The organism is Eubacteriales bacterium, from assembly GCA_041390245.1.
Classification (GTDB): Bacteria; Bacillota; Clostridia; order Christensenellales; family JAWKQI01; genus JAWKQI01.
In genome coordinates, this window is record JAWKQI010000002.1 from 110,986 (window position 1) to 136,700 (window position 25,715).

Genomic DNA, 25,715 nt, shown 5'->3' on the forward strand with positions numbered 1-25,715 from the left:
CAAAAACTCCTACTTAAGATTGCATACTTCCCCGTTTATATCCTTCTTTGGATAAAGAGACATTTTTATATCCAATCTTCTTTAACTTTATTAAAGCTTCACCTAAATGTTCTTTTTTAAAATTTTCTATATCTTCTTTTAAAAGCTCTATTACTGCATTATCGTCTATCGTTCTTACGCGAACTAACTTAACGCCGAAAGATTTTATATACTCTTCAGCTTTTTCTATTTTATTCAGCTTTTCTTTGGTTATCTTTTGCCCGGTTTTAATTCTTGTGGCAAGACATGCATCGGCGCTACGTGCCATCTTTTTAAACCCTCTTGACTTAAGCTCATCCATTATCTCAGATTTTTCAAATCCCACCTGCTTAAGAGGGCTTATAACGCCAAATTCAAAAAGTGCCTTCATGCCTGGGCGGTAATCCCCTTCATCTGACTTATTGGTACCGTCAAACAACACTTCCAATTTTAATTCATCAAGCTTTGAAATGGCATAGCCTAGAATTGCTTTTTTGCAGTAATAACAGCGCTCAGTATCATTTACTACTACATTATCATCGTTAAGTATATCAAAACCAATGATTATGTGCTTGGCATTTAGCATCTTGGCTCCTGAAACTGCCGTTTCAATCTCGCTTTTAGAAACAAATGGCGTTTTTAACGTTATCGCAGTTACATTGTCTTTTCCGATAGCGTCTATAGCTGCGCTCAGTAAAAAGAAGCTGTCTGTCCCGCCGGAAAACATAACGCCGCAGTTTTTATATTTCTTTATAAACTCTATAAGTTTAAGGTATTTATTCATTAGTACTTTACCGAACTGTATAGTTAGGCGCTTCTTTTGTTATGTAAATATCATGAGGATGGTTTTCCTGCAGCCCTGCGCTTGTTATTCTTACAAATTTAGCCTTTTCCTGCAGTTCTGCTATAGTCTTCGCACCGCAATATCCCATGCCGGAACGCAACCCGCCTATTAACTGATATATAGTATCTGAAAGAGTCCCTTTATACGGCACACGCCCTTCAACGCCTTCAGGTACAAGCTTTTCAGGATCGTTTTGCCCTTCCTGGAAATACCTGTCTTTAGAGCCCTGCTTCATAGCTCCGACAGACCCCATTCCACGATAAACCTTAAAACTTCTTCCTTGGTATATCTCCGTTTCTCCGGGGCTTTCTTCTACTCCTGCAAACAAGCTGCCTATCATGACTACAGATGCTCCGCCGGCCAAAGCCTTGGTTATATCTCCAGAATATTTTATTCCGCCGTCTGCGATTATAGGCACACCGTATTTAGCCGCCTCGGCTGCGCATTCGCATATTGCTGAAAACTGCGGTACACCTATACCAGCTACAACACGCGTTGTGCAAATAGAACCAGGTCCTATACCTACTTTGATGCAATCTGCCCCGGCTTTTACCAAATCTGCAACAGCAGATGCAGTAGCGACATTCCCAGCAATTATAGGCAAGTCCGGAAATTCCGCATGTATTGCTTTTACCGTATTTATTACGTTTATCGAATGCCCGTGCGCCGTATCAACGGCAATAACATCTACTTTTGACTTATAAAGTGTTTCTACTCTCTCAAGTGTATTTTCAGAAGTGCTTACAGCGGCACCAACCAATAACCTGCCGTTTTTGTCCTTAGCGGAATTGGGATATTGTATTGTCTTTTCTATGTCCTTTATAGTAATTAAGCCTTTTAAATATCCTTTCGAATCTGTCAACGGAAGTTTTTCTATCTTATGTTTTCTAAGTATCTCCTGAGCTTGGGCTAAAGTCGTCCCCATTGGAGCTGTAACTAGATTTTCAGAAGTCATTACTTCTTTTATTTTCTTAGAAAAATCCGTTTCAAATCTGAGGTCACGGTTAGTCAAAATACCTACTAATTTTCCGTTTCCTTCTGTTATTGGAACGCCGGAGATACGGTATTTTGCCATCAATTCATTGGCCTCTTTCACCAAATGTTCCGGGCTTAAAGAAAAAGGATCCGTTATGACGCCATGTTCAGACCGTTTAACGCGGTCCACGTCGCTAGCTTGATCCTCTATACTCATATTCTTATGAATTATTCCTATTCCACCTTCGCGCGCAATTGCAATAGCCAGCCTGCTGTCTGTTACCGTGTCCATTGCTGCGCTTGCCATCGGAATGTTTAAAACAATATCTCTTGCAAGTGCGGTTTTTAAGACAGTCTCTGTCGGAATTACCGAGCTTGGTTGCGGAACCAATAATACGTCGTCAAATGTTAAGCTTTCGGGCAAAGCATCCATTTTCATATAAAACCATCCTTTCCTCAATTAAAAACTTATATTTAATCTATGATACAACTTTTTAATCCATTTTACAACACTTAATATTCTATTCCACGCTTTGATTTTATCCCTTTTTTGTAGTAATGTTTTACGTTTTTCATCTCAGTAATCAAATCCAATTTTTCGTATAATTCTTTTGGCAAAACCCTGCCTGTAATTACTACATTCGTATTATTATTGGTATTTTCAAGTGCTTTTATTAAATCTGAAACTTCGATTAATCCAATTTCTATTGCACCTAAAACTTCATCTAATACAATAAGGAAATATTCCCCGCTTTTTAAGTCTTTAGCTGCTGCTTTAAAACCGTTAAGAGTCTTTTCCTTTAAAAGCTGTTTTTCAGCGTCTGTCATAGAAAAATAAAATCCGCTTATACCATAACAAAATATATCTGCATGGCCTCTTAAAAAAAGTGCTTCTCCGCTTATAAATTGTTTCAAAAACTGATGAATAGATACCTTTTCGCCATGCCCGAGCGCACGTAACGCAAGGCCGAATGCAGCAGTGGTCTTTCCTTTTCCGCAACCGATATATGCATGAACAACATTTTTTTCCATACGATTTTCTCCGCACATAAAAGCTTTATTTTTGTTTCATTATACTATAAGGGAGAAAAATATGCTAAATGTAATTATAAAATCAACGATACTTTATTTATTTGTAATTTTATCTATGCGGTTAATGGGAAAAAGGCAGATGGGCGAGCTCCAGCCGTTTGAATTTGTCATATCCATTATAATAGCAGACATGGTGGCCACCCCGCTTGCTAATTCTGGTATTCCCATAACTTACGGCGTAATTCCTACTATAGTGCTTCTTTCTATGCATTCCCTTTTGACTTTTTTATGTATGAAAAGCGAAAAAGCACGGGCATTTTTTTCAGGAAAGCCATCTTTTATCATAAATAAAGGTATGCTAAATAAAAAAGAGCTTAAGAAAAACAGCATGGATATAAATGACGTCTTAGAAGAAGTGCGTTCAAAAGAAGTTGTAGATATAAATGACATTTACTATGCCATACTTGAGACCAACGGCAAGCTGAGTGTTATTCTGCGCCCGGATAAATCACCGTTAACTCCAAAAGATATAAATTTAAAACCGCAAAACAAAGGCTTTTATTATGCAGTGATTCTAGATGGGAAAGTGCACAAAAAAAACCTAGATGCTGTTAACCTATCTGAAGATTTGCTTGTCAATGAAATCAAGAGGCATGGAATAAGTGATGTTTCAGACGTTTTTTATGCAACTGTAAACGAAATTAATGAACTTTACCTGCAGACAAAAGACGGAGTTAAAAAGACCATGACAGTGAAGGCAGACAGAAGCAATGTTTAAAAAGATCTTGATAATTGCCCTTTTTCTTGGGACAATAACATTTGCGGTTTTACAACACGTCTACATAAAAAATACAAGCGATGTGTTCCTTTCTTATTGCAAAGAGGCAATAATGTATGTAAACGCAGATGATTTTGACTCGGCGAAAGAAAAAATGGAGTTAATAAACGAACAATGGGAAAAATCCGAAAAAACTTTAGAAGCTTTGATAGAACATACTGAAATCGACAATATCGAGAGGTCTTTAAGGCTGGCTGCATCTTACCTGGAAAGCGAAGAAAAATCTATGTTTTTATCCGAGGCCCAGGTATTAACCTTCTTATTCGGGCATATCGAATATATAGATAATATCGCTTTAGAAAATATCTTGTAAAATCCTAATTATAAAGTTCCCTTAATTTATTGAATGTGTTTTCTAATTTCATTCCCCTAGATGCCTTTATCAAAATAACGTCGCCCACGGCAATATACTTGTTAATATTTTTTAGCAGCTCGTTCTGGCTCTCAAAATAAAATGTTTTTCCTTTGCAGTTGAAAACCGCTCCATCGTATATATTTTTGGAAAGCTCACCTACCGCTATTATTATATCCATATTTTTTTCGCAGGCATATTGGCCTATTTCAAAATGGTATGCTTTGCTGTTATCTCCAAGTTCAAGCATGTCGCCTAAAATACATACTTTTCTTCCTTTAGCCGTTGCCAAAACGTCTAGTGCCGCCTTCATCGAAGCAGGGTTTGCATTATAACAGTCATTTAATATGATTATCTTGCCTAAGTTTATTATATTCATTCTATTTCCCGTCGGAATGAAGTCCTTTATCCCGGCTTTTATCTGCTCTATGCTCAGATTAAGTGCTACACCGGCTGAAAATGCCGCCAGGGCATTATAAAGCATATGCTCACCTGGAGATGGTATAAATATATCAGTTAAAACCTTGCCTTTGGAGCCTATTATAGCGCTTAAGCCTAAAAGCCCTATATTCCGCAGCCCTCTTGCATATATAAAATTGCTTTGTTTTTTGCCGAATGAAATAATGTCAAGCCCTTTGCCTTTAAGTGTCGGTAGCAAATTATCATCGCCATTTATGATTATCGTACCGTCTTCTCTCATATAATCGAGCATTTCGGATTTAGCTTTTAAAACGCCTTCTTTAGTACCTAGGTACTCAAGATGTGACTCCCCAATATTTGTAAATATGCAGATATCCGGCCTTGCCATCTTGGCAAGATTCCTTATTTCGCCAAAGTGGTTAGTCCCCATCTCAATTACCGCTACCTCATGTTCTTTTTCCAATCGAAAAATCGTTAACGGCACACCTATCTGGTTATTAAAATTGCCCTTGCTTTTTAACACGTTATACTTTTTGCTAAGCACACAAGCTACAAGCTCTTTTGTCGTAGTCTTCCCTACGCTTCCGGTTATACCAACTACTTTTATTGAAAATAAGCTGCGGTAAAACTCTGCTAGGTCCTGAAACGCATTTAGTGCCGACTCAACTAAGATATACGGTTTATCTGTATTCAGGACTTTCTCAGAAAAGCAGCATAAAGCTCCGTTTTCATATGCCGAAGCTATAAAGTCGTGTCCGTTAAAGCGCTCTCCCTTTATGGGTATGAACAAAAAGCCTTTTTTTATTTCACGGCTGTCTATACTGACACCCAAAATATCAGACTCTAAGTATTTTAAATTTCCGTAATACTTTCCATTAACAGCTTTTAAAGCTTCTTTCAATTTAAATTTAAGCAATATCTTACTCCTGGTTTTTCAAAAGAGATAACTTAATTATTTCTTCGCATAATTCTTCGTATGAAATGCCAATATTCAATGCCTCCTGCGGAAGAAGGCTGGTCGGTGTCATGCCAGGCAAGGTATTTGCCTCGAGGCAGTATATGTTATTATCCTTATCAAGTATAAAATCTATCCTAGAATAAACTTCTAATTTTAAGACCTTATTAACCTTGCATGCGGCATCCTGCATGTTTTTAGCTGTCACATCATCTAAATCGGCAGGGCAGACTTCCTTTGTCCATCCCTTTTGATATTTATGCGAATAATCATAAAAACCTTCGTTTGGTATTATCTCGATTATAGGAAGTACTTTATCTCCCAAAATGCCAACTGAAAACTCCCTGCCTTCTATATACTCCTCTATAAGCACTTCGTTTTCGTATTTAAATGCTTCATCAATAGCCCTATTAAGCTCATCTTTATTCCTAGCTATAGATATTCCGATGCTGGACCCTCCGGAACAAGGCTTTATGATACACGGCATCTTTATACCGCCTATAATGCTGATGCTGTCCTTATCCTTATTGGTTATGACGATACCCGCAGCCGTAAGCACGCCGTTAGCTAAAAGAAGTTGCTTTGTTAGCGCTTTGTTCATGGCCAGCGCACTGCCAAGATAGCCTGTGCCCGTATATTTTACCTTGATAACATCAAATAATGCCTGCAGCCTTCCGTTTTCGCCGTTCTCGCCGTGCAGCCCCATATATACGATGTCAGCAGCTTTACATAACTCAATTACGTTAGTGCCGATATCCCCGAATATGCTTTCGCCCCTTGTTGCTTTTATTGTTTCAATATCCGGAACCTCTGTGCCGATATCCGTTTTTAAAAGCTCATCTCCCCTTTTAAAAACATCTTCTATACTGCTGTTAAGATTCTCCGTTCCTAAAAAAACATCAACTAAAATAGCGTTATGCCCCGCCCTTTTCAAAGCAGCACATATCAGGCTTCCGCTTGATATAGAAACATCCCGTTCTGTACTTAATCCACCCGCCAATACAACAACATTCAATTATGTCAACTTCCTTTACTATAAATTTGTATTTAAAACCCCATAAAAATCATATGTAAACAGGATAAAATATTATCCTACCTTTTTGCCGAAAAATTCAGCCGTGCTTTTTAACTTTTTCATTATAACATCAAACTGTGCTGGAGAAAGCGCCTGCTGCCCATCAGATTTCGCGTGCGACGGATCATTGTGTACCTCTATTATAAGCCCGTCTGCTCCGGCGGCAATAGCAGCAAGTGACAGAGGTTCCACCATCCATGGTATCCCGGCAGCATGGCTTGGGTCTATTATGACCGGCAGATGCGTCTTTTCCTTTAACATAGGTATCGCAGATATATCAAGAGTATTTCTATATGCCGTCTCAAACGTTCTGATTCCACGCTCACACAATATTATATTTTCGTTTCCCGAAGCCATTATATATTCCGCGCTCATAAGGAGCTCCTCTATTGTGTTAGCAAGCCCCCTTTTTAAAAGAATAGGCTTTTTTATGCTCCCTAACTGCTTCAAAAGTTCAAAATTCTGCATATTGCGTGCGCCGACCTGCAAAACATCAACGCCCTCAAAAAGAGATATGTGCGATGCATCCATTATTTCCGTAACAACAGGGAGCCCTGTTAGCTTTTTCGCTTCCTGTAACATGTCAAGCCCTTTAGCTCCCATACCCTGAAAAGAATAAGGAGAAGTCCTCGGTTTAAAAGCGCCACCCCGAAGCAAAGTAGCGCCAGACCCAAGTACGTCTTTTGCTATACTAGAGATCTGCTCGTCACTTTCAACAGAGCAAGGCCCTGCAATCACTTGAAAATTCCCGCCGCCTATCTTTATTCCGTTTACATCGACGATAGTATCCCTCGGATGAAATTTCCGATTTGCATTTTTATAAGGTTCTTGTATTCTCTTTACATCTGCGACTATATCTTTTGCAAGTATACTTTCGATATCAACTACAGATGTATCGCCGATAAGGCCTAAAAGCGAAGTGTGTTTCCCCTGAGAATAATGTATAGTAAGGCCCATAGCCTCTATCTGATTTATCAGTTCTTTTTTCGCGGTTTCATTGGCATCCTGTTTTAATATAATAATCATAATGCATCCCCCCGACTTCAATAAAAATGCCGGTTCCTTTTAAAGTACCAGCTTTTGTATAATAAATTAAACAGTTTTATGGTATTTTCAAAAAACTCAAGACATATTTTTTAATATATTAATATACACATTAATTAAAGTCAAGTATCGCCAGAAAATGAACATAAAAATGACTAAACTTTTAACTTTTTTTTAATTTTTTTTATGTTATTTCTTGTCAGATAAGTATTTTTAATGTAAAATAAAATAAATATATATAAAACAAAGAACTCTGGTTTATATTATGGTATTAAAAGGAGGAAAATAAATAATGTATTATAGTTATAATTATGGTTATTACAATGCTTTAGCGGCCATACCTATTATTCTTTTTATTTTAAGCATCTGTGCATTTATCGCTGCTCTTGTTTTAATTATAGTATTTTTACCGGAAAAAAACCGCAATAAATATACGGGTTTTGCGGCCAAACTGTATAAATTCTTAAACTTTGAAAGCCTGTGGATTTCACCGATCTTAAAAGTCCTTTTTATGACAGTATCAGTTGTATTTCTAATCGGTGGCTTGATCATATTATTTATCGAACCTTTAGTAGGGTTAATGATGATAGTATCATCTGTGGTAGTAAGAATATTATTTGAAGCTAATTTTATTCTCTTGTCAATGAGAGACTACTTAGGAAGAATATCCAAACATTTTGAGAACGAAGATAAACCTGAAGAATAAAAACAAAGAAATCATTTTTACTCGTACACAATTTATATTTTTAAAATAAAATAAACAAGAGTTTTTTTGTTCTTTAAAGAAACTAAAAAGCATGGCCAGTATCAAACGCCATGCTTTTTAATATTTCTGTCAAAAATTAATCTTCCAGCTTTTTAAATACGCTTTTAGGTTGGTTGCATATGGGGCACCTATATGTGTCCGGCTCTTTAGTTATATCGCCTTCGTAAATATATCCACATACAGTGCATATATACCTTACGCCGCTTGCAGCTTTTTTATTTTCTGCTGCCTTTGGCTTTTCTTCTATATAAGTAGGTGCGTTTTTCGGGGCACTCCCCTTTACTACTTCATGGTAGTATTTATAAGTCATAGGAGTTAAATCTGTAACTTTATCTCCATCAACTATATTGGCAAATATAACGACGTGTGTCCCCATATCGTGCATTGAATTAACTTCGCAAATAAGGTACGAACAAATGTTGTTATCAATTACCGGAAGATCACTCTTAACCGTATATTTAACTGAACCAAATTTATCCGTATCCTTGCCCGAATAAAACCCGAGGCGCCCAATCACTGTACTTTCAGTTTTTTCAGACAAAATGGATACAGCGAATCTTTTTGTTTTATCGACCACGCCATAAGTATAGTTATTTTTGTTCAAGCTGATCGCAATAATCATAGGTTCACTCGTGATTTGAAAAACCGTATTTACAATGCAGCCTGTAAATTTTTTCTCGTCTTTAACGCCTATAGCATAAACCCCGTAAGATATGTCTCTTAAAACTGATTTATTCATGTGTTTTACCTCAATAATTTTCTGCTCTTAGCTCAAAATATGCACGTGGATGTGAACATACCGGGCAAATTTCAGGAGCGGTTTTGCCAACATGTATATGTCCGCAGTTTGAACATTTCCAAATCACTACTCCATCTCTTTCAAATACTTTCCCTTCGTTTAAGTTTTGGAGCAATTTAAGATATCTCTCTTCATGTATTTTTTCGATCTTAGCTACCCTTTCAAAAAGGCCGGCGATTTGTTCGAATCCTTCTTCTCTTGCTTCTTTTGCAAATGTAGCATACATATCAGACCATTCGTAATTTTCACCTGATGCAGCATCAGCCAAGTTCTGCTTCGTGTCTCCTATGCCACCGGTAAATAGTTTATACCAAATCTCAGCATGCTCTTTTTCATTTCCTGCAGTTTCTGTAAAGATAGCAGCTATTTGGTTGTATCCCTCTTTCTTGGCTTGTGATGCATAAAAAGTGTACTTGTTTCTCGCTTGTGATTCACCAGCGAATGCAGCCATTAAATTTGATTCTGTTTTTGTTCCTTTTAAATCTTTCATAAGTCTCTTTCTCCTTTTTTTAAAATTAATTTATTAAATGCGTTTTTAACGCAGGCAAACTAAATACAATCCCTACATTTACCGTAACATATTACATTTAACTCTTCAACCAATGCAATATCATCTTTATTAAGTGCATTTTTGTTTATTTCTATATATGATTTTGGGATATCAAAAGCTTTACCGCATACTTTGCATATCATATGGTAATGCGGGCTGTCTTTACGGTCGAACCTGTCTGGCCCATTTGGAACTTTTATCCTATCTATTAATCCTTTTTCTACAAGTAAATTCAAATTCCTGTATACAGTACCTATACTAAGCTGCGGATTTTTAGGCTTAAGCTGATTGTAAAGCTCATCCGCCGTAGGATGGCTCCTGTTATCTTTCATTGCGTTATATATAATTTCTCTTTGTTTTGAATATATCATATTAAAATCCTTAAGAATGATAATTATTATTATATTTAATTATACTCAAAAAAACAGCATTGTCAATATGCTATGCAAAAAATATTTTCCCTATTCTATAAATGATAAAGGAGAGCCCCCATGCAACCGAAGTCTGAAATAAAATCATTTTAAAAGTCAGCCATGCACTGCCAAGTTCCCTTTTCGCAACTGCGATAGAAGCTACGCAAGGCGAATACAGCAAAGTAAAAACCAGAAATGAAAATGCACTTAATGGAGTAAACAGCCCCATCAATGCCGTAGATAAAGTTTCTTTGGTACAGTTAAGCAGTATACTCAACGTGCTTATTACAGTTTCTTTCGCAGCTAATCCCGTTAAAAGCGCGGCGCATATTCTCCAATCACCAAACCCTAACGGAATAAAAACAGGTACAAGCAAAATACCTATATAAGAAAGTATACTAAAACGGCTGTCAGAAATAAAATTAAAGTTCCAATCAAACGATTTTAACAGCCATATAACAATAGAAGCAAGCAGTATTATAGAAAAAGCCCGTTTTAAAAAATCCTTTGTCTTTTCAGACATATGTGTTAGCACCGTTCTTAAAGTCGGTATTCTATACGGAGGTAATTCAAGCAAAAATACCGAAGACTCACTCTTATCTTTATAAAACTTGCTTAATATCTTAGCAGATAAAACCCCTACCAATATGCCAATTAAATACAGTGAAGCCATGACAATAATCCTGTTTTTACTAAAAAAAGCAGCAGCAAACATAGTGTATACAGGAAGTTTGGCGCTGCAAGACATAAATGGTATTATAAAAACCGTAATTTTTCTATCCTTTTCCCCTATCAATGTGCGTGTTGCCATTATCGCCGGTACACTGCATCCAAAACCAAGCAGCATCGGCACTATAGACTTTCCGGAAAGCCCTATCTTTGCAAAATGCGCATCCATAAAATATGCAATCCTAGCAAAATATCCGCTTCCTTCTAAAATAGAAAGCAGAAAAAACAACATCAAAATAGTGGGCAGAAAAGAAACAACACTGCCTATACCGCTTATTATGCCATCTACAATTAAAGAATTTAATATTACAGAAAGGCCTATATTATTTAAAAATACGTCTGTTTTTTCAGATATGCTAGTGATAAGTCCGCTTAAAATATCACCTAATTTTTGCGTTATACCGCCAAATGTAAAGTAAAATATAATAAGTATGATAATTAAAAAGATAGGTATTGCAAAATAGCGGCTTGTAAAAATTTTATCCAGCTTCTTTGAAAACTCCTTGGCCTTTAAAACATCTCCTAGAAAAATATTTCCAGAGCATATTTTTTCTATAAACCTATATCTCATATCCGCTAAAGCGCAAAACCTGTCCATCTTTATTTTATTTTCTAATTCTAAAACTTTTTCCTCTATTTGCTCTAAAACGCCTTTTCTTATCTCCAGATGTTTTAAAAATTCCGTATCCTTCTCTATCAATTTTGTAATTGAGTATTTTTTCGGGTAATTTAACCTTATACTATTTTTCGTTATGATTTCTTCAATTTGCTTATAAAGGCCTTCAATTTCCCTGGAAATTATTTTAGGCATTGGTTTTTTTCTTGATACACTTAACTGCTTTACTTTTTCAATTAAAACATCTATACCTTTATTTTTCTTTGCGGAAATCGGTACGATGGGAATATCAAGCTTTTTTTCAATCGATTCCGCATCTATTTTACCTCCGGCTGCATCTATGTCATCCATCATGTTAAGAGCAATAACGATAGGTATATCTAGCTCTAAAAGCTGAATTGTAAGATAAAGGTTCCGCTCAATATTAGTTGCATCGATAATATTTATTATCACATCCGGACGCTCGTTTAATAAAAAATCCCGGCATAAAATTTCCTCAGGCGTATATGGCAAAAGAGAGTATATACCCGGCAGATCTACTAATATGGCATCTTTTAATTTTAAAACTCTTCCTTCTTTTTTCTGAACGGTAATTCCCGGGAAATTTCCAACGTACTGTTTACTGCCTGTAAGCCTGTTGAAAAGCGTTGTCTTTCCGCAGTTTTGGTTCCCTACAAGCGCCAATAACATAAACTAACCCTCATGTATCTTAACTACTTCTATTATCTGAGCATCTTTGAGCCTCATTGTTAACTCATATCCCCTAACAGAAATCTCGATCGGGTTGCCGCCAGATGCAACTCCGCTTATGACTATACGTGTATTCGGGGTCATCCCCATATCTAATATCCTTCTTCTAAGCGCTCCTGTCCCGTGTATTTCCTTTATCACCACAGGGATACCCACACCAACTTCATCAAGCCTCAAAATATCACCTTCTAACACAATATACATAATGTATATGCTGTTAAAAACAGGTTATACATTCATATAAAGCAGCATGTAAAGGCATAAAACTTTACGCCCCACTTTGGACTAATTTTTTAGGAAAAAAAAGAAATGCGAGAAACTTTTTAAGTTTCTCGCATGATTTTACAGCCACTTCTTTGGCAATGGCTGTAATGAGAAGGGAACTTATTCAACAAAATGCGAAAAGTATTTTGTATAATTACAATACACTTTTTTGAAAAAAAATACAAGCCCTTTTTTGAAATTTTTAGGAAAAATTATAAACAAAGAAGCTCTAAACAATAGTTTTAAAGCTTTTTATTTGATATAAATATTTATTTTCTATTTAACTCCCATCTCCATGAGTCTGTACACATATCATCTAAGTTAAGTTTTGCTTCCCAATTAAGAATTTTTTTAGACTTGTCCGTTTTGGCAAAACATACTGCGATATCACCTGCTCGCCTGCCGTCTATCACATAAGTTAGTTTTTTGCCGGAAGCTTTTTCAAAGGCCTTTATAACTTCAAGTACGCTATATCCTCTCCCTGTTCCTAAGTTAAAAGCTTCAATACCCGTATTTTTATTGACGTAATTAAGCGCACTTACATGGCCTTTTGCAAGGTCTACCACATGTATATAATCCCTTATACCAGTTCCATCCGGCGTTGGATAATCGTTTCCAAAAACGTGCAGTTCTTCAAGTTTTCCGGATGCTACTCTCGTAATATATGGCATTAAGTTATTTGGTATACCGTTTGGGTCTTCACCTATTAGCCCGCTTTTATGAGCTCCTATAGGGTTAAAGTACCTAAGAAGAGCTACAGCCCACTCCTTATCTGAAACGCATATATCTCTAAGTATCTGTTCTATCATATACTTGGTCCATCCATAGGGATTTGTACAACCAAGCGAAGAATCCTCATCAAGAGGCATTTTATTGTCGCTCCTATATACAGTTGCAGAGGAACTAAATATAAACTTTTTAACGCCATATTCTTGCATAGTTTCACATAAGGCAAGTGTTGAATCTATATTATTTTTATAATATAAAAGAGGTTTTTCAACTGATTCTCCAACAGCCTTAAACCCTGCAAAATGTATTACGGCATCTATTTTATTTTCATTAAATATCCGTTTAAGCATAGCCTTATCAGTTGCATCGGCATGGATACAGCGCACTTTTTTGCCTGCAATTAAACCAATCTTATCAACTATTTCCGGCTTACTGTTAGAAAAATCATCTACAATTAATATGTCATATCCGCTTGAAATCAGTTCAATGCAGGTATGGCTACCTATAAAGCCTGCCCCTCCGGTTACAAGTATCATGTCTTTTCCCCTCTTTAAGTATAGTTATTTCTTTTTCGTTTTAACTTTAATATTTTTAGTTACATTACCAACGAGCTTTAAATCTTCTTTTGAAAACCCTTCTGTACTTTTTTTCATGAACACAACTTTTAAAGTGGATATCAAAAGGCGTACGTCCATTATTATTGAACAATGTTCTATATAAAGCAAGTCCATTTTTACTTTATCCTCAAGAGATGTGGTATACTTGCCGTAAATTTGCGCATAACCTGTAAGCCCTGCCTTAACTTTTAACCGGTACCTGAATTGTGGGAATACTTTACAGTATTCTTCAAAAATTTCCGGCCGCTCCGGCCTTGGGCCGACAAGTGACATATCTCCGGTTAAAATATTAAATAACTGAGGTATCTCATCTATACGTGTTGCCCTTATAAACTTCCCTATTTTAGTTATGCGTGAATCGTTTATATCTGCAAAACGCGCTTCTCCGTCAGGCTCCGCGCTTTCTATCATGCTTCTGAATTTTATTAAAGTAAAGGTTCTGCCATTTCTAGTAAGCCTTTTTTGCTTATAAAATATCTGCCCTCCGTCCTGAAGCTTGATTGCAAGTATAGTTAGTATCATAATAGGGCTTAAAATTATTATACCGATAAATGAAAGGGCTATGTCCATAAAACGCTTGATTGCAAGCTGTTCCAGTGCAAACCCCCTGTTTTTACACATATAAATCAGCGAATCTTTGATTTGTATTTCATGAGCATTATTCATTAAAATATATTGCATTGTAGGTACTATATAAAGCCTCTTGTCTTTCTCAAAACAGTATGAAATAAGCTTTACACGAAGTTCTTCTGCAATGTCTCCTAATATTACAGCGGAATGTTTATCTATCTTGCTAATAAGATATTCATATTCCTCGCTTTCTTTATATATAGCGCATATCTTATATCTCTCTTTTATACTTTTAAATTTCTTGACTATCGCCTTGTCCTTGTCCGAGGCAGAATAAATAACTATGCAGTCCCTTGCAGGATATAGTTTAAAATATATTTTATTTGCAGCCAAATAAAGTATGCACGAAATAACACATTGGAATATCGCAAGAATGCCCAACGGAATCGGGTTTAACATAGTCTTTGCAATTAATGACAAGACGAAATAAGTTATAAGATTTGTAATAAAAATAGCAAGTATATAAGAACATACGATTTCGTACAGCCTTAAAATACCTATTCTAAAACAACCGTACGATCCAGCGAATAACAATAATATAATTAAGTATAAAAATACAATTATATAATTCCCTTTATAATAGAAAAGTACTTCATTATAGTATTCAAAAAGTACAAAAACATAAGCAGCCAAAGTGACTGCTATAATTAGTAGTTTGTTTATAAATAATACTGCTTTTCTAAAGCTATGTACGATTGTTTTAAACAAAGACATCTTCTCCTAAATGTATATATAAAATATAAATTTCTCAACAAAAAAAGTATATCATTTTACAAAAATGTTATCAAGATATTACAGCTTTTTTACATAATAATTCACAATAATTTAACAGATTACTTTATTATCAAAATCTATATTTAAATAATGCTTTTTAAAAACTTTTTATTATTTTTTATACTATGAGCATCGTTATCTTATTGAAATTAAGTTCTTTCGTACGGTTCTGGATAGTAAACCAATCTATAATAGTTAATATCCCGCATACTCCTGCTGTTAAAAGCTTTAAAACCCCCATACCGGTATCACCTATCATAAATCTGTCTATTCCAAGAGACCCTAAAAATATAGAAATAAGAAGCATAGTAGTTGGATCTTTTAGTTCCATAGAAGTAAGCAGCATAAACTTCTCATCGTCTAAACATGATAGTTTTTCTCTTAAGAAAAGAATTTTTTCTTCCGGAAAATATTTGTTATTTGTCATAATATAAAAATCAACTTTTTCCTTATCCATGCGGGATCCCCCTAATTATATTTATACTCTCACACTATAATAAACTTTTTTGCTTGTCAACAAAACTTTACATTAAAATACAAAATTTACTAGATAATCCACCCATTAAAAAGCCTTATAAAATATACGGTAATAAATAAAACTGCTCCTAAAATAAGGATTATCTGCTTTGTTTTTGTGCTTAAAAATTTAAGCATTTTAGTGTCTTTATGTATACCTATAAACAGTAGTATAGGTAAAAGCCAGAAAAGTGGATGATGTAAAAATGCGCCCTTAAAATCCAGATTGAAAAAAGATACATAAGCTCTCATGGCACCACATGCCGGGCATGGTATACCCGTTACCCATCTAAACGGGCAGCCGATGTTTAGCGCATCGATTATCAAAATATATGCCGTACAAGTTAATAGAATAATTATATGTTTAAATATAATCTTTTTTGTTGTACCCTTTTCACCCAAATGTCTTTTCATATTTACAGCAAGTTAATAAATAATACCTGGTTATTCATAGATGTCTATGCACTGCTTATTTTCCAGTATAGTATTGACAAAGTCTCGCACTCTTTGATGTTCCGGATGAATTATATAAGAAGCTAGTGTCTTCTCATTTTCAAACAGGCTGGTTAAAACTATATCACAGGTACTTGTCTTAAGCGGATTTATATCTACTTTTAAAGAAACTATTTCGCCTATCTTATCTGTTAAAGCTTCTAGCTTTTCCTTTGCCTTTGCCGCATTTTCCCTGTTTTGTTCACTTGTAAAATTTTTTTTAAAATTCCATGCTACAATATGCCTTACCATATTAATTCTCCTGAAAATATTTATTTAAATATTATAATTTAAACCAATCCTTTTTTCATTTCTTTTTGGGCTAGCTTATTAGTGTTTATAGATTTCCTATATACTACAAAGCGGCAGAATAAAAATTCTGTTATAAAGTTTATAAGCATAGTCCCTGCAAGCACTATATATTCATTTAATCCAATACCCGTCAGCTGATCACCCCACCAGGTAGATAACGGTGTAAATACACAGTAATAGCCAATTACCTTAAGCATTGCCTTTGGGAAATTGGCGATAGATTTAAATGTATATCTTCTGTTGATAGTAAAATTATAAACTACAGACAATATTAGTGCGATAAGATAACACGGCCAGTATTTTAAATCGGTAAGTTCCGTTAATAAAGTAAAGCTTAAGAACTGTACAATACCCGCCGAAGCAGAAAATGCCGCAAATTTTATAAATTGTATTGCATTTTGTTTTTTAGTAAGAGTGACTTTAGTCTCTTTTTCCATTACTTTATTCCTAACAAGGATATTTATTTTTATAATTACTACAGTGTATTATATCATGAATATTAATATCATATATATAAATACTTTAAAATAAAGATATATTTTAAGGTTCTTTCAAACTGCTAAGAGCTTATCTTAGCATATAAACGGTAAGTGCCATTTGTAGTTAAATACACAGGATCTGTATTATATATATTCCCGTCTGAAGGATTATAATAGACACAAAACTGAAGTGTACCATCGCTATATAAGTTTATTGTATTCCCATCGAGTGTATATTGAAAAACCGTAGGCATACCGTCATTCTCTCCGGTATCTTCTCTCACATATTGGAATGACGCTGTGCTTTCTGTAAAAGTCAGATATGAAATCTCACCTTGATTATCTACATGGTATGATATATACCTCCCATCGTCCCCATATCCGTCGCCCCAGTAATCCGTACCCTGCCAAACGCCTATTAAGATCTGGTTTAAATCGCCAGCTATAACGTCGTCTGAAACTTCCGGTGAAACTATGGCAGAAGGCTTTGTAGAAGCGCCTGGTACATCTATGTCAACATCTGCAACGTCGTCAGCGGTCAATTTAGGGAATCCATTTGGTGTGGTTTGCAAGTCTATACCGTTAGCATTAGCCCAATACTGTAGATCAGCATAGTCCATACCATAAAGCTCTTCATTTGAAAGATTTTTATTTTTAATATTAAATCCAAGCACCTCATCATTTTGGAAAAGTGCCAAAGTACTATCTGATAAATATCCAAGCTGCTCAATAGCATTGCCGGTTAAATTGCTTAACCCGAAAATCGCGGCTAAAGGCTTGCTTCCTTTGCGCAAATCTTTAACGACCGCAGCATAATCATTGCCTTCTCCATATGCAATTGTTGCACCGTCTTCATAAATCTCAAGAAAAAGGTCGGCTCCCGCTGCGATAATACCCGCACCTTCTAGCAGGCTGTACGTTGCGGCAAATCCTCCCTGATACGCGATAGTACTTGCCATAAATCCAACCTTTGCAGCATCTTTGATAACTGTAGCAGCTGTCTCGCACTTTTCGTAAAAGCTTTCCTGCTCATAAGCCTCTTTTGTTATTTCAGACTGCGTATTTTTTAATACGCTGTACGCCGTTTTAGCATCAGTACCTAAAAAATTTGCGAGTGCTTTTATCCTCTGGCCGGCAGGTGCAGCGTCGAATACCGCATTGATTTCATTTCTCGTATATGCATTTGCCTCCCTTAATGTAAAGAGGCTTCCTACCGCATCTTGAAACGTATTGTTCTGCGTGCCCGATGATGTGTTTTCAATTACATCGTTACATATTAAATCTAATTTAGTACATTGCTCGTCGAGCTGTTGCCAAAGTGAGCATGCTTTTTCCATACCACGGTACCAAGTATCATAATCTATCTGCGTATTATCAACATTTAGTACCTTATATGTCAAAATCTGCGCATCATAATAAGTATCGGTAAGCGATATTGTCTCTTGCTGCAGTGTCTCAGAGAGCATACTACTGTCCGGTCCCTTTGGGAGCAATAGGATTACAGAAACAGCTATAACGATGAATGCCGTAAAGCTGGCTAGTATACCAATAAGCAGCTTTTTGCTGTTATTTTTATGTTTTTCCGGTTCTTTATTTTTAAAAGATACAGCGGAATCATTTAAATTAGTACCGCAGCTAGAACAAAAACTGCTGTTATCAGAAATTTTTGCCCCACAATTTTTACAATACATGAGCCCTCCCAGATATATATTAAATTTCCATTTGATAATTAAGATGATTTGAACTGTAAATAAAAATATAATAACAAATTATTAGAAAAAAGTCTATATTTTTACAAATCATATTATACTTTAAACAATTTTTTTATAATTTTAACAGCTTTTACTTAATTAGCACTTTTCGGCAACAAAACTATTGATAAATAATTCTTGAATATATATATTTTAAAGTCTATACTTTATTTAATAGGAGAATTATATGAAAACATTAGTGATATTTTATTCGTTAGAAGGAAATACAAGATTTATTTCTAAAATAATTGCAAAAGAACTTAATGCAGACATACTGGAATTAAAAACGAAAAAGGAATACCCTTCCACCGGGTTTAAAAAATACTTTTGGGGCGGTAAAAGCGTTGTATTTAAAGAGAAGCCGGTGCTCATCAACGATAAAGTAGATTTAGGCCTATACGATAACGTTATAATAGGAACACCGATTTGGGCCGGCACCTATGCCGCACCGTATAATACATTTCTAAAGGAATATAACTTCTTCGGCAAAAAAATCGCATTGTTTGCCTGCCAAGGCGGAGGCAGCACTAAAAAATGCTTCAAGATGTTTAAAGAAGCGCTTGACGGCAACCAATTTATCGGGGAAATAGATTTTATGGACCCGCTTACAAATGATAAAGATACTAATGCTAAAAAGGCAGCCGATTGGGCCAAAGGCTTAAAGTTTTAAATTTATAAAAATAAAAAAGGCAGGAACCTCTGCCTTTTTTTACTCGCCATGAAGCATTTCTTTCATCTTCATTAGCCTTGTCAAATTCCCGCGTTCGTTTTCATCGAGTTTCATAACTATATATTTGATAGTCTCTTCAAGCTGTGGAATCAATACATACTCAAGAGCGTTTACACGCCTCCTGGTTTTCTCTATTTCATCTGCCAGCATATCGCATGTCTTTTCAATACCTGCTAGTTTCAACATGTTCGGCAAAGCGTCTTTAAGTGCTACGATTGAAGTATCGAGTTCGCCGGACGTGCTTAAAAACCCGTAAGGCAAAAATGCGTCGCTTCTGGATACCTCTTCAAAAGTAATTCTCGGCACATCTATACTCATTATATTTTTCTTGCCTGCCTTTACCGTTATTTCACGTGCAGGAAACATAAGCGCTTCCTCCATCTCTTCAGGTGCCATAGCAAGGCGCGCCTTTAAAAATGCGTTGAGTGCTCTTATTAAAATCTCCTCCGTCTCTTCACGAAGGCGCTTATTTTCTTTTACAAGCTCAATAAATTGGCGGACCATTTCGTCACGTTTGTCTTTTAAAAGCTTATGCCCGCGCACGGCGACTTTTAAACGCTTTTTTAAGCGTGTAAGCTCCATACGCGTAGGGTTAACCCGAAGCAGTGCCATAGCTTTATTCCTCTACTTTTTCGCCCAAGTATTTTTCTATATATTCGTCTCTTATTCGCTTTAATTCAGATTTAGGCAAGATACTTAAAAGCTCCCAGCCCAAATCAAGAGTTTCTTCTATCGTGCGGTCTGTTTCGTATCCCTGCGAAACATATTCAGCCTCAAATGCATCGGCAAATTTAGCATATAGCTTGTCGTTATCAGATAATGCCGCTTCGCCTAGTATTATTGACAGTTCTTTTGCTTCTGCCCCCCTTGCATATGCCGCGAAAAGCTGGTTCATGGTATCCGCATGGTCTTCCCTCGTTTTGCCCTTGCCTATGCCTTTATCTTTAAGGCGCGAAAGAGAAGGTAAAACGTCTATCGGTGGGGTCACTCCTTTGCGCAAAAGTTCACGCGAGAGTATTATCTGGCCTTCTGTTATATAACCTGTTAAATCCGGTATCGGATGTGTTTTGTCGTCTTCCGGCATAGTCAGGATAGGTATCTGTGTGATAGACCCTTTTAAGCCTTTTATCCTTCCTGCACGTTCATACATGGTAGCTAAGTCTGTATAAAGGTATCCGGGATAACCTCGTCTGCCCGGGACTTCCTTTCTTGCAGCCGATACTTCACGCAGCGCTTCTGCGTAATTCGTTATATCTGTTAAAATTACCAAAACGTGCATATCCTTTTCATATGCCAAGTATTCAGCCGCAGTCAATGCCATACGCGGCGTGGTTATACGTTCAATCGCAGGATCGTTAGCCAGGTTTATAAACAACACCGTCCTGTCTATTGCTCCTGTTCTTTTAAATTCTGAAACGAAGAAATCTGCCTCTTCAAAAGTTATGCCAATGGCAGCAAATACAACGGCAAAATTAGCTTCTCCGCCTATTACCTTAGATTGCCTTGCTATCTGCGCTGCAAGCTGCGCATGCGGCAGACCGGAGCCGGAAAAAATAGGCAGTTTTTGCCCACGGACAAGAGTATTTAAACCGTCTATTGCAGATATGCCCGTCTGTATGAATTCCGAAGGGTAATCACGTGAAGTCGGATTGATCGGCTGGCCGTTTATATCAAGCCGTTTTTCTGGTATTACAGCCGGTCCCCCGTCTTTCGGGGTCCCCATGCCATCAAAAACACGGCCAAGCATGTCATACGATACTGCAAGCTCTATGCCACGCCCCAAAAGCGTGCCTTCGAACTAGATATCTTAAGCCCCTGAGAGCTTTCAAAAAGCTGGACTAACGCTTTATCTTGATTAATTTCTAGGACCTTGCCACGGCGTATAGCACCGGATGGCTCTACTACTTCCACCAGCTCGTTATACTTTACGCCCTCAACGCCTTCTACCAACATAAGAGGCCCGACTACCTCGCGTATAGTGCTATACTCTTTAAGCATCTTCGTCGCCTCCTTTAATAAGCGCATTTATTTCATCATCAAGCTGCTTGCTTACTTCATCGTATTTTGCCTTGAATTTGTCTTCTTCAACATACTTCATACGCCCTATCGCTTCACGGACAGGCAGCTTGCTTAAATCAGAAAACTCCGCGCCCTCATTCAGTGCCTTGTTTGAAAGTTTAAAATATCTAAGAATTATTTTAAGCATCAGGTCCTGTTTTCCAAGTGAAGTATATGTATCTACTTCATTAAAAGCATTCTGCTGCAAATAATCCTCGCGAATCGAACGTGCAGACTCTAATTTAAGCCTGTCATATACTGAAAGCGCGTCCACACCGACAAGGCGGACTATTTCTTCTAATTCCGATTCTTCCTGTAATAGCCTTAGCGCATCTCTCTTATTTTCCGTGCTGTTATTATCTACGTTTTTATCAAACCAATAAGACAGCCTGTCTCCATAAAGCGAATACGATAAAAGCCAGTCTATTGCAGGGAAATGCCTTCTATAGGCAAGCTGTGCGCTTAAGCCCCAAAAGACTTTTACTATACGCAGTGTAGACTGTGTTACCGGTTCGGATAAATCGCCTCCCGGGGGTGAAACCGCACCGATGGCCGTGATTGCACCCGTTCTCCCGTCACTGCCTAAGCAGTTTACTATCCCGGCACGCTCATAAAACTCTGCTAAACGTGAAGATAAATACGCGGGGTACCCCTCTTCACCCGGCATCTCCTCCAGCCTTCCGGACATCTCGCGCAAAGCCTCTGCCCAGCGTGAAGTGGAATCTGCCATTATCGCCACTTTATAACCCATATCGCGGAAATATTCCGCAATAGTAATCCCAGTATAGATAGAGGCCTCACGTGCTGCAACCGGCATGTCAGAAGTATTTGCAATTAGCACTGTACGCTTCATCAGCGGTTCGCCGGAACGCGGGTCCTTTAATTCCGGGAACTCCATTAAAACATCCGTCATTTCATTGCCGCGTTCGCCGCAGCCTATATATACGATTATATCGGCATCCGCCCATTTTGAAAGCTGATGCTGGACAACTGTTTTGCCGCTCCCAAAAGGCCCAGGGATAGCAGCTACGCCTCCCTTTGCTACCGGGAAAAAGGTATCTATTACCCTCTGCCCCGTGACCATAGGCTCTGAAGGCGGCATCTTTTCCTTATACGGGCGTCCCCGTCGTACCGGCCACTTTTGCAGCATGATTATCTCTTTTAAACTGCCGTCTGGTCTGCGTATCTTTGCTACCGTATCCTTTATAGTAGCTTCACCATCAAAAATCCATTCAAGAGTGCCTTCTACCTTATGTGGTACCATCACCATGTGCTTGACTATCGTCGTCTCCTGTACATAGCCAAGTATGTCCCCCATCGACAGCTCAGCGCCTACCTTGGCAATAGGATGAAACTGCCATTTTCTTTCCCTGTCTAGCGCATGTATGTTAACGCCTCTTTCAATCCTGTCACCAGACTCAGCACGTATCTTATCTAACGGGCGCTGTATCCCGTCGAAGATAGATTCTAAAAGCCCAGGTCCAAGTTCTACCGACAATGGGTAACCAGTTGAATATACCGGTTCTCCAGGCCCCAGCCCGCTTGTCTCTTCATAAACCTGTATAGAAGCCCTGTCGCCTCTTAACTCTATTATTTCTCCAATGAGACGTTTCTCACTGACTCTTACCACATCATACATTTCAGCTTCGCCCATTCCTTTTGCTATAATAAGCGGCCCCGAAACTTTTATAATCGATCCTTCCATAAGAATTGCTCCTACTTTCCTAAAATCTATTTGCCTTCTTTATTTGAAAAAAGAATGTCCATACCAATGGCCTTTTCTGCATTTGATTTTAACTTTGCCATTCCAAATCCTGTCGTTCCGTAATTGCCGGGTATGGGTATGATAGCCGGATAAGCTACATTCTTATATCTATCTATAGCTTCTTTTGCATTCTTAGCAGTTCTCTCAGTAATAAATATAACTGCATACTTTTCCCTTGCCAGCTTGTGTATAAGCTGGGGGGCCTCTCCCGCTGTTGCGCTATATGTATCAATGCCCAGCGTTTTGAAGCCCATTACACTGTCCGCATCTCCTATTACACCGATCTTAGCCATTTAAATTCTTCCTTAAATCAATATTTATGAATACATTTCTTTTATTCTGTCAAATACAAAGCTCTTGTCTTTTCCATTTAACTTTGCCGTCATAATAATACGGATATTATCCGCTTCACGCTCTTTTGCCAATATATAAGATATAGACGGCGCAATAGAAAACACATCGTTTTTATGTTCCTTTATAATATTTAAAAGGTAATCGTCCCTTGCTTTTTCAAATGCGTAAAGTGAACCGCTCTTCTTAAATTCTTCAAAAGCTGTTTTTAGAGGCTTCTCATAGCCTTGCCGCGCTAAATAACCGGCTACAGAATCCCAATCAGTGTTAAAGAGATCTAGAAACATCTTTTCGCCAATTTTTCCGCCTTTTATCAATACCTTGAAAAGCATATCTTTGCCTGAATTTAATATACGGAGGCGTATATATGAAAGCACATTTGTAAAATCTATATATGCTGTTATATATTCCTTAATAAAATCTTCTTTTACGTCTTTAACTATGCGCAAAAGCTGAGTAGCATAGGCCGCATCTAAATATAACCCTATCAATGATACGTCTTCTTTTACGGAAAACTGCCGGTCTAGCAAAAGCAGCGCTTCTTTCATTTCCACAGGCAGGCTGTTATATTTTTTACCTGTAATTGCAGTTTTTAAAATTTCTGTCGGTATCGTACCGTTTTGCCTTAAAGCTTTGCTTGAAAGCGGCTCTTTTTTTAATAAAAGTTTTAACAGTATCTTTAGATTATGGTAATCCGTCTTTAAAAGATATAAGCTAAACGCCTTTTCGTCCGGTGCTATTTTAGCTGTATATTCGTAAGCATCTCTAAGCTCTTTTCTAATAAGGGCTTCGAAGTTAGATGACGTTTCTCCGAGTCCATATCCAGTATCAGCTAAGGCTTTATATGCTTCGTCCGCACTGTTGGTTTCGGCAATACGCATAAGTTTTTCTTTAGTTAAGAGTTTAGTTTCCTTTACCTTTAAACTTGCACAGGCAAAAGGGTAACTTTTATATGTCATTTTTATACCTCAACCAAATAGAATCTGCGCTAATAGCGATTCTGTTTTATCGCGCAGTTCTTTTATAAGCGTTTCAAGCGAACAGTCTATGCTAAGGTCTTTGCTTTTAAGTATGAAACCGCCTTTTAATTCCGCTTTTTCTCCACTTAATTTTAGTTTCCCTTCTTTGCCGCTTAAATTAAGCTCATCATTGACAGTATCTAAAAATTCCCTGTTGATATAACATTCTTCTTTAGATAATATAACGCTTTCGTCCCCTGTGGTTACCGTTTTCAAAAGAAGTTTTTTCATAAGCTCTAAGTATTCTTCTTTACTTAAATGCAAAAGTCTTTGAAACGCTTTATCATATGCCTCGTTTAGCATACTCCTCTTTGCTGCCAAAAGCTCTTTTTTAAGTTCCAGTCCGTAAACTGCAAGTATACGCCTTTTGCTTTCTTCGCCGGTTTTCTTAGCTTCTTTCAAAATCTCTTTTGCTTTGTGGCCTGATTCCCTGTTCGATTCTTTTTTTAATTCTTCAGCCTTAAGAGTTGCCTCCGCTAAAATATCTTTAGCTTCTTTTTCGGCTTCCTCTATAATGCTTGAAATAATTTTATCGGCTCCAGTCAATTTAATACACTCCAAATCTTATCAACCAACCTGCACAAGCAATATTATCAGCATAGATATAAGAAGTGATAAAACTGCGTATGTCTCGACCATGATACTCATTGTGATCGCCTTGCCCTGCTCTTCTTCTCTTTTACCTAAAAGAATAATACCGGCTATTACCGTCTTACCCTGTGCGATAGCACTAAATAGACCAACGATACCTATAGGCAGCGCTCCTGCAAAGAGTAAAAACCCTTGAGTTGGAGTAATGTCGATTAAAGTACCGCTAAGTAAGCCTACTTTCATAACTATCATGAAAGCCACTAAAAGCCCATAAATACCCTGCGTACCTGGAAGTAGCTGAAGCACAAGGCCCTTACCGAACTTTTCCGGTTCTTCAGATGTTAACCCTGCCAAAGATTCGCCAGCAATCCCAACGCCGATTGCAGAGCCTATTCCGGCAAGCCCGGCAGCGATTGCTGCTCCAATAAAAGCAATAACTTGTCCTAATTGAATTTCCATTC

The 25,715-nt window shown here is 37.2% G+C and carries 28 protein-coding genes and 1 pseudogene; 4 read left to right on the plus strand and 25 right to left on the minus strand.

Features of this window, described 5'->3' with window-relative positions; translation table 11 throughout:
• Positions 1 to 13: 13 nt before the first annotated feature.
• The 3 genes from larE to R2876_03620 form a co-directional block, all read right to left on the minus strand.
• Complete coding sequence (gene larE, locus R2876_03610) at positions 14 to 802, minus strand: ATP-dependent sacrificial sulfur transferase LarE (GenBank protein MEZ4357700.1); 789 nt, start codon at positions 800 to 802, stop codon at positions 14 to 16.
• A gap of 7 nt (positions 803 to 809) precedes the next feature.
• Positions 810 to 2,276, minus strand: coding sequence for an IMP dehydrogenase (gene guaB, locus R2876_03615; GenBank protein MEZ4357701.1), 1,467 nt, complete (start codon positions 2,274 to 2,276; stop codon positions 810 to 812).
• A 74-nt stretch (positions 2,277 to 2,350) separates the two neighbouring features.
• Positions 2,351 to 2,869, minus strand: a complete 519-nt coding sequence (locus R2876_03620; protein MEZ4357702.1) for a cob(I)yrinic acid a,c-diamide adenosyltransferase — start codon at positions 2,867 to 2,869, stop codon at positions 2,351 to 2,353.
• A 61-nt stretch (positions 2,870 to 2,930) separates the two neighbouring features.
• Here R2876_03620 and R2876_03625 point away from each other — a divergent pair, with 61 nt between their 5' ends.
• Positions 2,931 to 3,647: a DUF421 domain-containing protein gene (locus tag R2876_03625; protein MEZ4357703.1), complete on the plus strand. Its 717-nt coding sequence runs from the start codon at positions 2,931 to 2,933 to the stop codon at positions 3,645 to 3,647.
• Positions 3,640 to 4,020, plus strand: coding sequence for a DUF4363 family protein (locus R2876_03630; GenBank protein MEZ4357704.1), 381 nt, complete (start codon positions 3,640 to 3,642; stop codon positions 4,018 to 4,020). The genes R2876_03625 and R2876_03630 overlap by 8 nt, the downstream gene beginning before the upstream one ends.
• 4 nt (positions 4,021 to 4,024) lie before the next feature.
• Here R2876_03630 and murF read toward each other — a convergent pair whose 3' ends face one another.
• From murF to aroF, 3 genes are all read right to left on the minus strand, one after another.
• Positions 4,025 to 5,395 carry a UDP-N-acetylmuramoyl-tripeptide--D-alanyl-D-alanine ligase gene (murF, locus tag R2876_03635; protein ID MEZ4357705.1) on the minus strand — a complete coding sequence of 457 codons (1,371 nt, stop codon included), beginning with the start codon at positions 5,393 to 5,395 and terminating at the stop codon, positions 4,025 to 4,027.
• Between the two features lie 4 nt (positions 5,396 to 5,399).
• Positions 5,400 to 6,449 (minus strand): D-alanine--D-alanine ligase, encoded by a 1,050-nt coding sequence (locus tag R2876_03640; GenBank protein ID MEZ4357706.1) that lies wholly within the window; start codon positions 6,447 to 6,449, stop codon positions 5,400 to 5,402.
• Between the two features lie 72 nt (positions 6,450 to 6,521).
• The gene (gene aroF, locus R2876_03645; GenBank protein ID MEZ4357707.1) at positions 6,522 to 7,535 is read right to left on the minus strand and encodes a 3-deoxy-7-phosphoheptulonate synthase; all 1,014 of its coding nucleotides are present in this window, start codon (positions 7,533 to 7,535) and stop codon (positions 6,522 to 6,524) included.
• A 310-nt stretch (positions 7,536 to 7,845) separates the two neighbouring features.
• On the opposite strand from aroF, the gene R2876_03650 reads away from it, so the two are divergent.
• Positions 7,846 to 8,259, plus strand: a complete 414-nt coding sequence (locus R2876_03650) for a hypothetical protein (protein MEZ4357708.1) — start codon at positions 7,846 to 7,848, stop codon at positions 8,257 to 8,259.
• Between the two features lie 136 nt (positions 8,260 to 8,395).
• On the opposite strand, the gene R2876_03655 is transcribed toward R2876_03650, so the two are convergent.
• The 12 genes from R2876_03655 to R2876_03710 all read right to left on the minus strand — a co-directional run bounded on the left by R2876_03655 (position 8,396) and on the right by R2876_03710 (position 18,680).
• Positions 8,396 to 9,058, minus strand: a complete 663-nt coding sequence (locus R2876_03655; GenBank protein MEZ4357709.1) for a flavin reductase — start codon at positions 9,056 to 9,058, stop codon at positions 8,396 to 8,398.
• Between the two features lie 10 nt (positions 9,059 to 9,068).
• The gene (locus tag R2876_03660) at positions 9,069 to 9,608 is read right to left on the minus strand and encodes a rubrerythrin family protein (GenBank protein ID MEZ4357710.1); all 540 of its coding nucleotides are present in this window, start codon (positions 9,606 to 9,608) and stop codon (positions 9,069 to 9,071) included.
• Between the two features lie 59 nt (positions 9,609 to 9,667).
• The gene (locus R2876_03665; GenBank protein ID MEZ4357711.1) at positions 9,668 to 10,039 is read right to left on the minus strand and encodes a transcriptional repressor; all 372 of its coding nucleotides are present in this window, start codon (positions 10,037 to 10,039) and stop codon (positions 9,668 to 9,670) included.
• 70 nt (positions 10,040 to 10,109) lie between these two features.
• A complete protein-coding gene (gene feoB, locus R2876_03670; GenBank protein ID MEZ4357712.1) occupies positions 10,110 to 12,116 on the minus strand; it encodes a ferrous iron transport protein B in 2,007 nt (668 codons plus the stop codon).
• A 3-nt stretch (positions 12,117 to 12,119) separates the two neighbouring features.
• Complete coding sequence (locus R2876_03675) at positions 12,120 to 12,353, minus strand: FeoA domain-containing protein (protein ID MEZ4357713.1); 234 nt, start codon at positions 12,351 to 12,353, stop codon at positions 12,120 to 12,122.
• 356 nt (positions 12,354 to 12,709) lie between these two features.
• Positions 12,710 to 13,705: a UDP-glucose 4-epimerase GalE gene (gene galE, locus R2876_03680; GenBank protein ID MEZ4357714.1), complete on the minus strand. Its 996-nt coding sequence runs from the start codon at positions 13,703 to 13,705 to the stop codon at positions 12,710 to 12,712.
• Positions 13,706 to 13,729: 24 nt separating this feature from the next.
• Positions 13,730 to 15,124 carry an exopolysaccharide biosynthesis polyprenyl glycosylphosphotransferase gene (locus tag R2876_03685; GenBank protein MEZ4357715.1) on the minus strand — a complete coding sequence of 465 codons (1,395 nt, stop codon included), beginning with the start codon at positions 15,122 to 15,124 and terminating at the stop codon, positions 13,730 to 13,732.
• A gap of 184 nt (positions 15,125 to 15,308) precedes the next feature.
• Complete coding sequence (locus R2876_03690; protein MEZ4357716.1) at positions 15,309 to 15,647, minus strand: TM2 domain-containing protein; 339 nt, start codon at positions 15,645 to 15,647, stop codon at positions 15,309 to 15,311.
• Between the two features lie 89 nt (positions 15,648 to 15,736).
• On the minus strand, positions 15,737 to 16,120 hold the full coding sequence (locus R2876_03695) for a DUF2752 domain-containing protein (protein MEZ4357717.1): 384 nt from the start codon (positions 16,118 to 16,120) through the stop codon (positions 15,737 to 15,739).
• A gap of 30 nt (positions 16,121 to 16,150) precedes the next feature.
• A complete protein-coding gene (locus R2876_03700; GenBank protein MEZ4357718.1) occupies positions 16,151 to 16,450 on the minus strand; it encodes a Dabb family protein in 300 nt (99 codons plus the stop codon).
• A gap of 38 nt (positions 16,451 to 16,488) precedes the next feature.
• Positions 16,489 to 16,947 carry a GtrA family protein gene (locus R2876_03705; protein MEZ4357719.1) on the minus strand — a complete coding sequence of 153 codons (459 nt, stop codon included), beginning with the start codon at positions 16,945 to 16,947 and terminating at the stop codon, positions 16,489 to 16,491.
• A 122-nt stretch (positions 16,948 to 17,069) separates the two neighbouring features.
• The gene (locus tag R2876_03710; protein ID MEZ4357720.1) at positions 17,070 to 18,680 is read right to left on the minus strand and encodes a zinc ribbon domain-containing protein; all 1,611 of its coding nucleotides are present in this window, start codon (positions 18,678 to 18,680) and stop codon (positions 17,070 to 17,072) included.
• A 247-nt stretch (positions 18,681 to 18,927) separates the two neighbouring features.
• Between R2876_03710 and R2876_03715 the strand changes: the two genes are divergently transcribed.
• Complete coding sequence (locus tag R2876_03715) at positions 18,928 to 19,410, plus strand: flavodoxin (protein MEZ4357721.1); 483 nt, start codon at positions 18,928 to 18,930, stop codon at positions 19,408 to 19,410.
• A 39-nt stretch (positions 19,411 to 19,449) separates the two neighbouring features.
• Here the strand turns inward: R2876_03715 and R2876_03720 are convergent, their stop codons facing one another.
• From R2876_03720 to R2876_03750, 7 genes and pseudogenes are all read right to left on the minus strand, one after another.
• The gene (locus R2876_03720) at positions 19,450 to 20,082 is read right to left on the minus strand and encodes a V-type ATP synthase subunit D (protein MEZ4357722.1); all 633 of its coding nucleotides are present in this window, start codon (positions 20,080 to 20,082) and stop codon (positions 19,450 to 19,452) included.
• Positions 20,083 to 20,086: 4 nt separating this feature from the next.
• A pseudogene (locus R2876_03725) lies at positions 20,087 to 21,468 on the minus strand (V-type ATP synthase subunit B).
• Complete coding sequence (locus R2876_03730; GenBank protein ID MEZ4357723.1) at positions 21,461 to 23,233, minus strand: V-type ATP synthase subunit A; 1,773 nt, start codon at positions 23,231 to 23,233, stop codon at positions 21,461 to 21,463. The pseudogene R2876_03725 and the gene R2876_03730 overlap by 8 nt, the downstream one beginning before the upstream one ends.
• Before the next feature lie 26 nt (positions 23,234 to 23,259).
• A complete protein-coding gene (locus tag R2876_03735; protein ID MEZ4357724.1) occupies positions 23,260 to 23,586 on the minus strand; it encodes a V-type ATP synthase subunit F in 327 nt (108 codons plus the stop codon).
• A gap of 24 nt (positions 23,587 to 23,610) precedes the next feature.
• Entirely contained in the window at positions 23,611 to 24,603 is a 993-nt protein-coding gene (locus R2876_03740) for a V-type ATPase subunit (protein ID MEZ4357725.1), read from the minus strand.
• A 9-nt stretch (positions 24,604 to 24,612) separates the two neighbouring features.
• Positions 24,613 to 25,209, minus strand: coding sequence for a V-type ATP synthase subunit E family protein (locus R2876_03745; protein ID MEZ4357726.1), 597 nt, complete (start codon positions 25,207 to 25,209; stop codon positions 24,613 to 24,615).
• Between the two features lie 21 nt (positions 25,210 to 25,230).
• Positions 25,231 to 25,713 carry a V-type ATP synthase subunit K gene (locus R2876_03750; GenBank protein MEZ4357727.1) on the minus strand — a complete coding sequence of 161 codons (483 nt, stop codon included), beginning with the start codon at positions 25,711 to 25,713 and terminating at the stop codon, positions 25,231 to 25,233.
• Between the last annotated feature and the right edge of the window lie 2 nt (positions 25,714 to 25,715).

Excerpts from the sequence above, each read along its gene's own strand:
- R2876_03730 (MEZ4357723.1), bottom strand. The coding sequence starts at position 23,233 with ATGGAAGGATCGATTATAAAAGTTTCGGGGCCGCTTATTATAGCAAAA.
- R2876_03750 (MEZ4357727.1), bottom strand. The coding sequence starts at position 25,713 with ATGGAAATTCAATTAGGACAAGTTATTGCTTTTATTGGAGCAGCAATC.
- R2876_03695 (MEZ4357717.1), bottom strand. The coding sequence starts at position 16,120 with ATGAAAAGACATTTGGGTGAAAAGGGTACAACAAAAAAGATTATATTT.
- R2876_03700 (MEZ4357718.1), bottom strand. The coding sequence starts at position 16,450 with ATGGTAAGGCATATTGTAGCATGGAATTTTAAAAAAAATTTTACAAGT.
- larE (MEZ4357700.1), bottom strand. The coding sequence starts at position 802 with ATGAATAAATACCTTAAACTTATAGAGTTTATAAAGAAATATAAAAAC.
- aroF (MEZ4357707.1), bottom strand. The coding sequence starts at position 7,535 with ATGATTATTATATTAAAACAGGATGCCAATGAAACCGCGAAAAAAGAA.
- R2876_03655 (MEZ4357709.1), bottom strand. The coding sequence starts at position 9,058 with ATGAATAAATCAGTTTTAAGAGACATATCTTACGGGGTTTATGCTATA.
- R2876_03710 (MEZ4357720.1), bottom strand. The coding sequence starts at position 18,680 with ATGTATTGTAAAAATTGTGGGGCAAAAATTTCTGATAACAGCAGTTTT.
- R2876_03650 (MEZ4357708.1), top strand. The coding sequence starts at position 7,846 with ATGTATTATAGTTATAATTATGGTTATTACAATGCTTTAGCGGCCATA.
- R2876_03740 (MEZ4357725.1), bottom strand. The coding sequence starts at position 24,603 with ATGACATATAAAAGTTACCCTTTTGCCTGTGCAAGTTTAAAGGTAAAG.
- R2876_03660 (MEZ4357710.1), bottom strand. The coding sequence starts at position 9,608 with ATGAAAGATTTAAAAGGAACAAAAACAGAATCAAATTTAATGGCTGCA.
- R2876_03690 (MEZ4357716.1), bottom strand. The coding sequence starts at position 15,647 with ATGGATAAGGAAAAAGTTGATTTTTATATTATGACAAATAACAAATAT.
- R2876_03665 (MEZ4357711.1), bottom strand. The coding sequence starts at position 10,039 with ATGATATATTCAAAACAAAGAGAAATTATATATAACGCAATGAAAGAT.
- galE (MEZ4357714.1), bottom strand. The coding sequence starts at position 13,705 with ATGATACTTGTAACCGGAGGGGCAGGCTTTATAGGTAGCCATACCTGC.
- R2876_03735 (MEZ4357724.1), bottom strand. The coding sequence starts at position 23,586 with ATGGCTAAGATCGGTGTAATAGGAGATGCGGACAGTGTAATGGGCTTC.
- R2876_03620 (MEZ4357702.1), bottom strand. The coding sequence starts at position 2,869 with ATGGAAAAAAATGTTGTTCATGCATATATCGGTTGCGGAAAAGGAAAG.
- R2876_03705 (MEZ4357719.1), bottom strand. The coding sequence starts at position 16,947 with ATGGAAAAAGAGACTAAAGTCACTCTTACTAAAAAACAAAATGCAATA.
- R2876_03720 (MEZ4357722.1), bottom strand. The coding sequence starts at position 20,082 with ATGGCACTGCTTCGGGTTAACCCTACGCGTATGGAGCTTACACGCTTA.
- R2876_03715 (MEZ4357721.1), top strand. The coding sequence starts at position 18,928 with ATGAAAACATTAGTGATATTTTATTCGTTAGAAGGAAATACAAGATTT.
- guaB (MEZ4357701.1), bottom strand. The coding sequence starts at position 2,276 with ATGAAAATGGATGCTTTGCCCGAAAGCTTAACATTTGACGACGTATTA.
- R2876_03625 (MEZ4357703.1), top strand. The coding sequence starts at position 2,931 with ATGCTAAATGTAATTATAAAATCAACGATACTTTATTTATTTGTAATT.
- R2876_03630 (MEZ4357704.1), top strand. The coding sequence starts at position 3,640 with ATGTTTAAAAAGATCTTGATAATTGCCCTTTTTCTTGGGACAATAACA.
- feoB (MEZ4357712.1), bottom strand. The coding sequence starts at position 12,116 with ATGTTATTGGCGCTTGTAGGGAACCAAAACTGCGGAAAGACAACGCTT.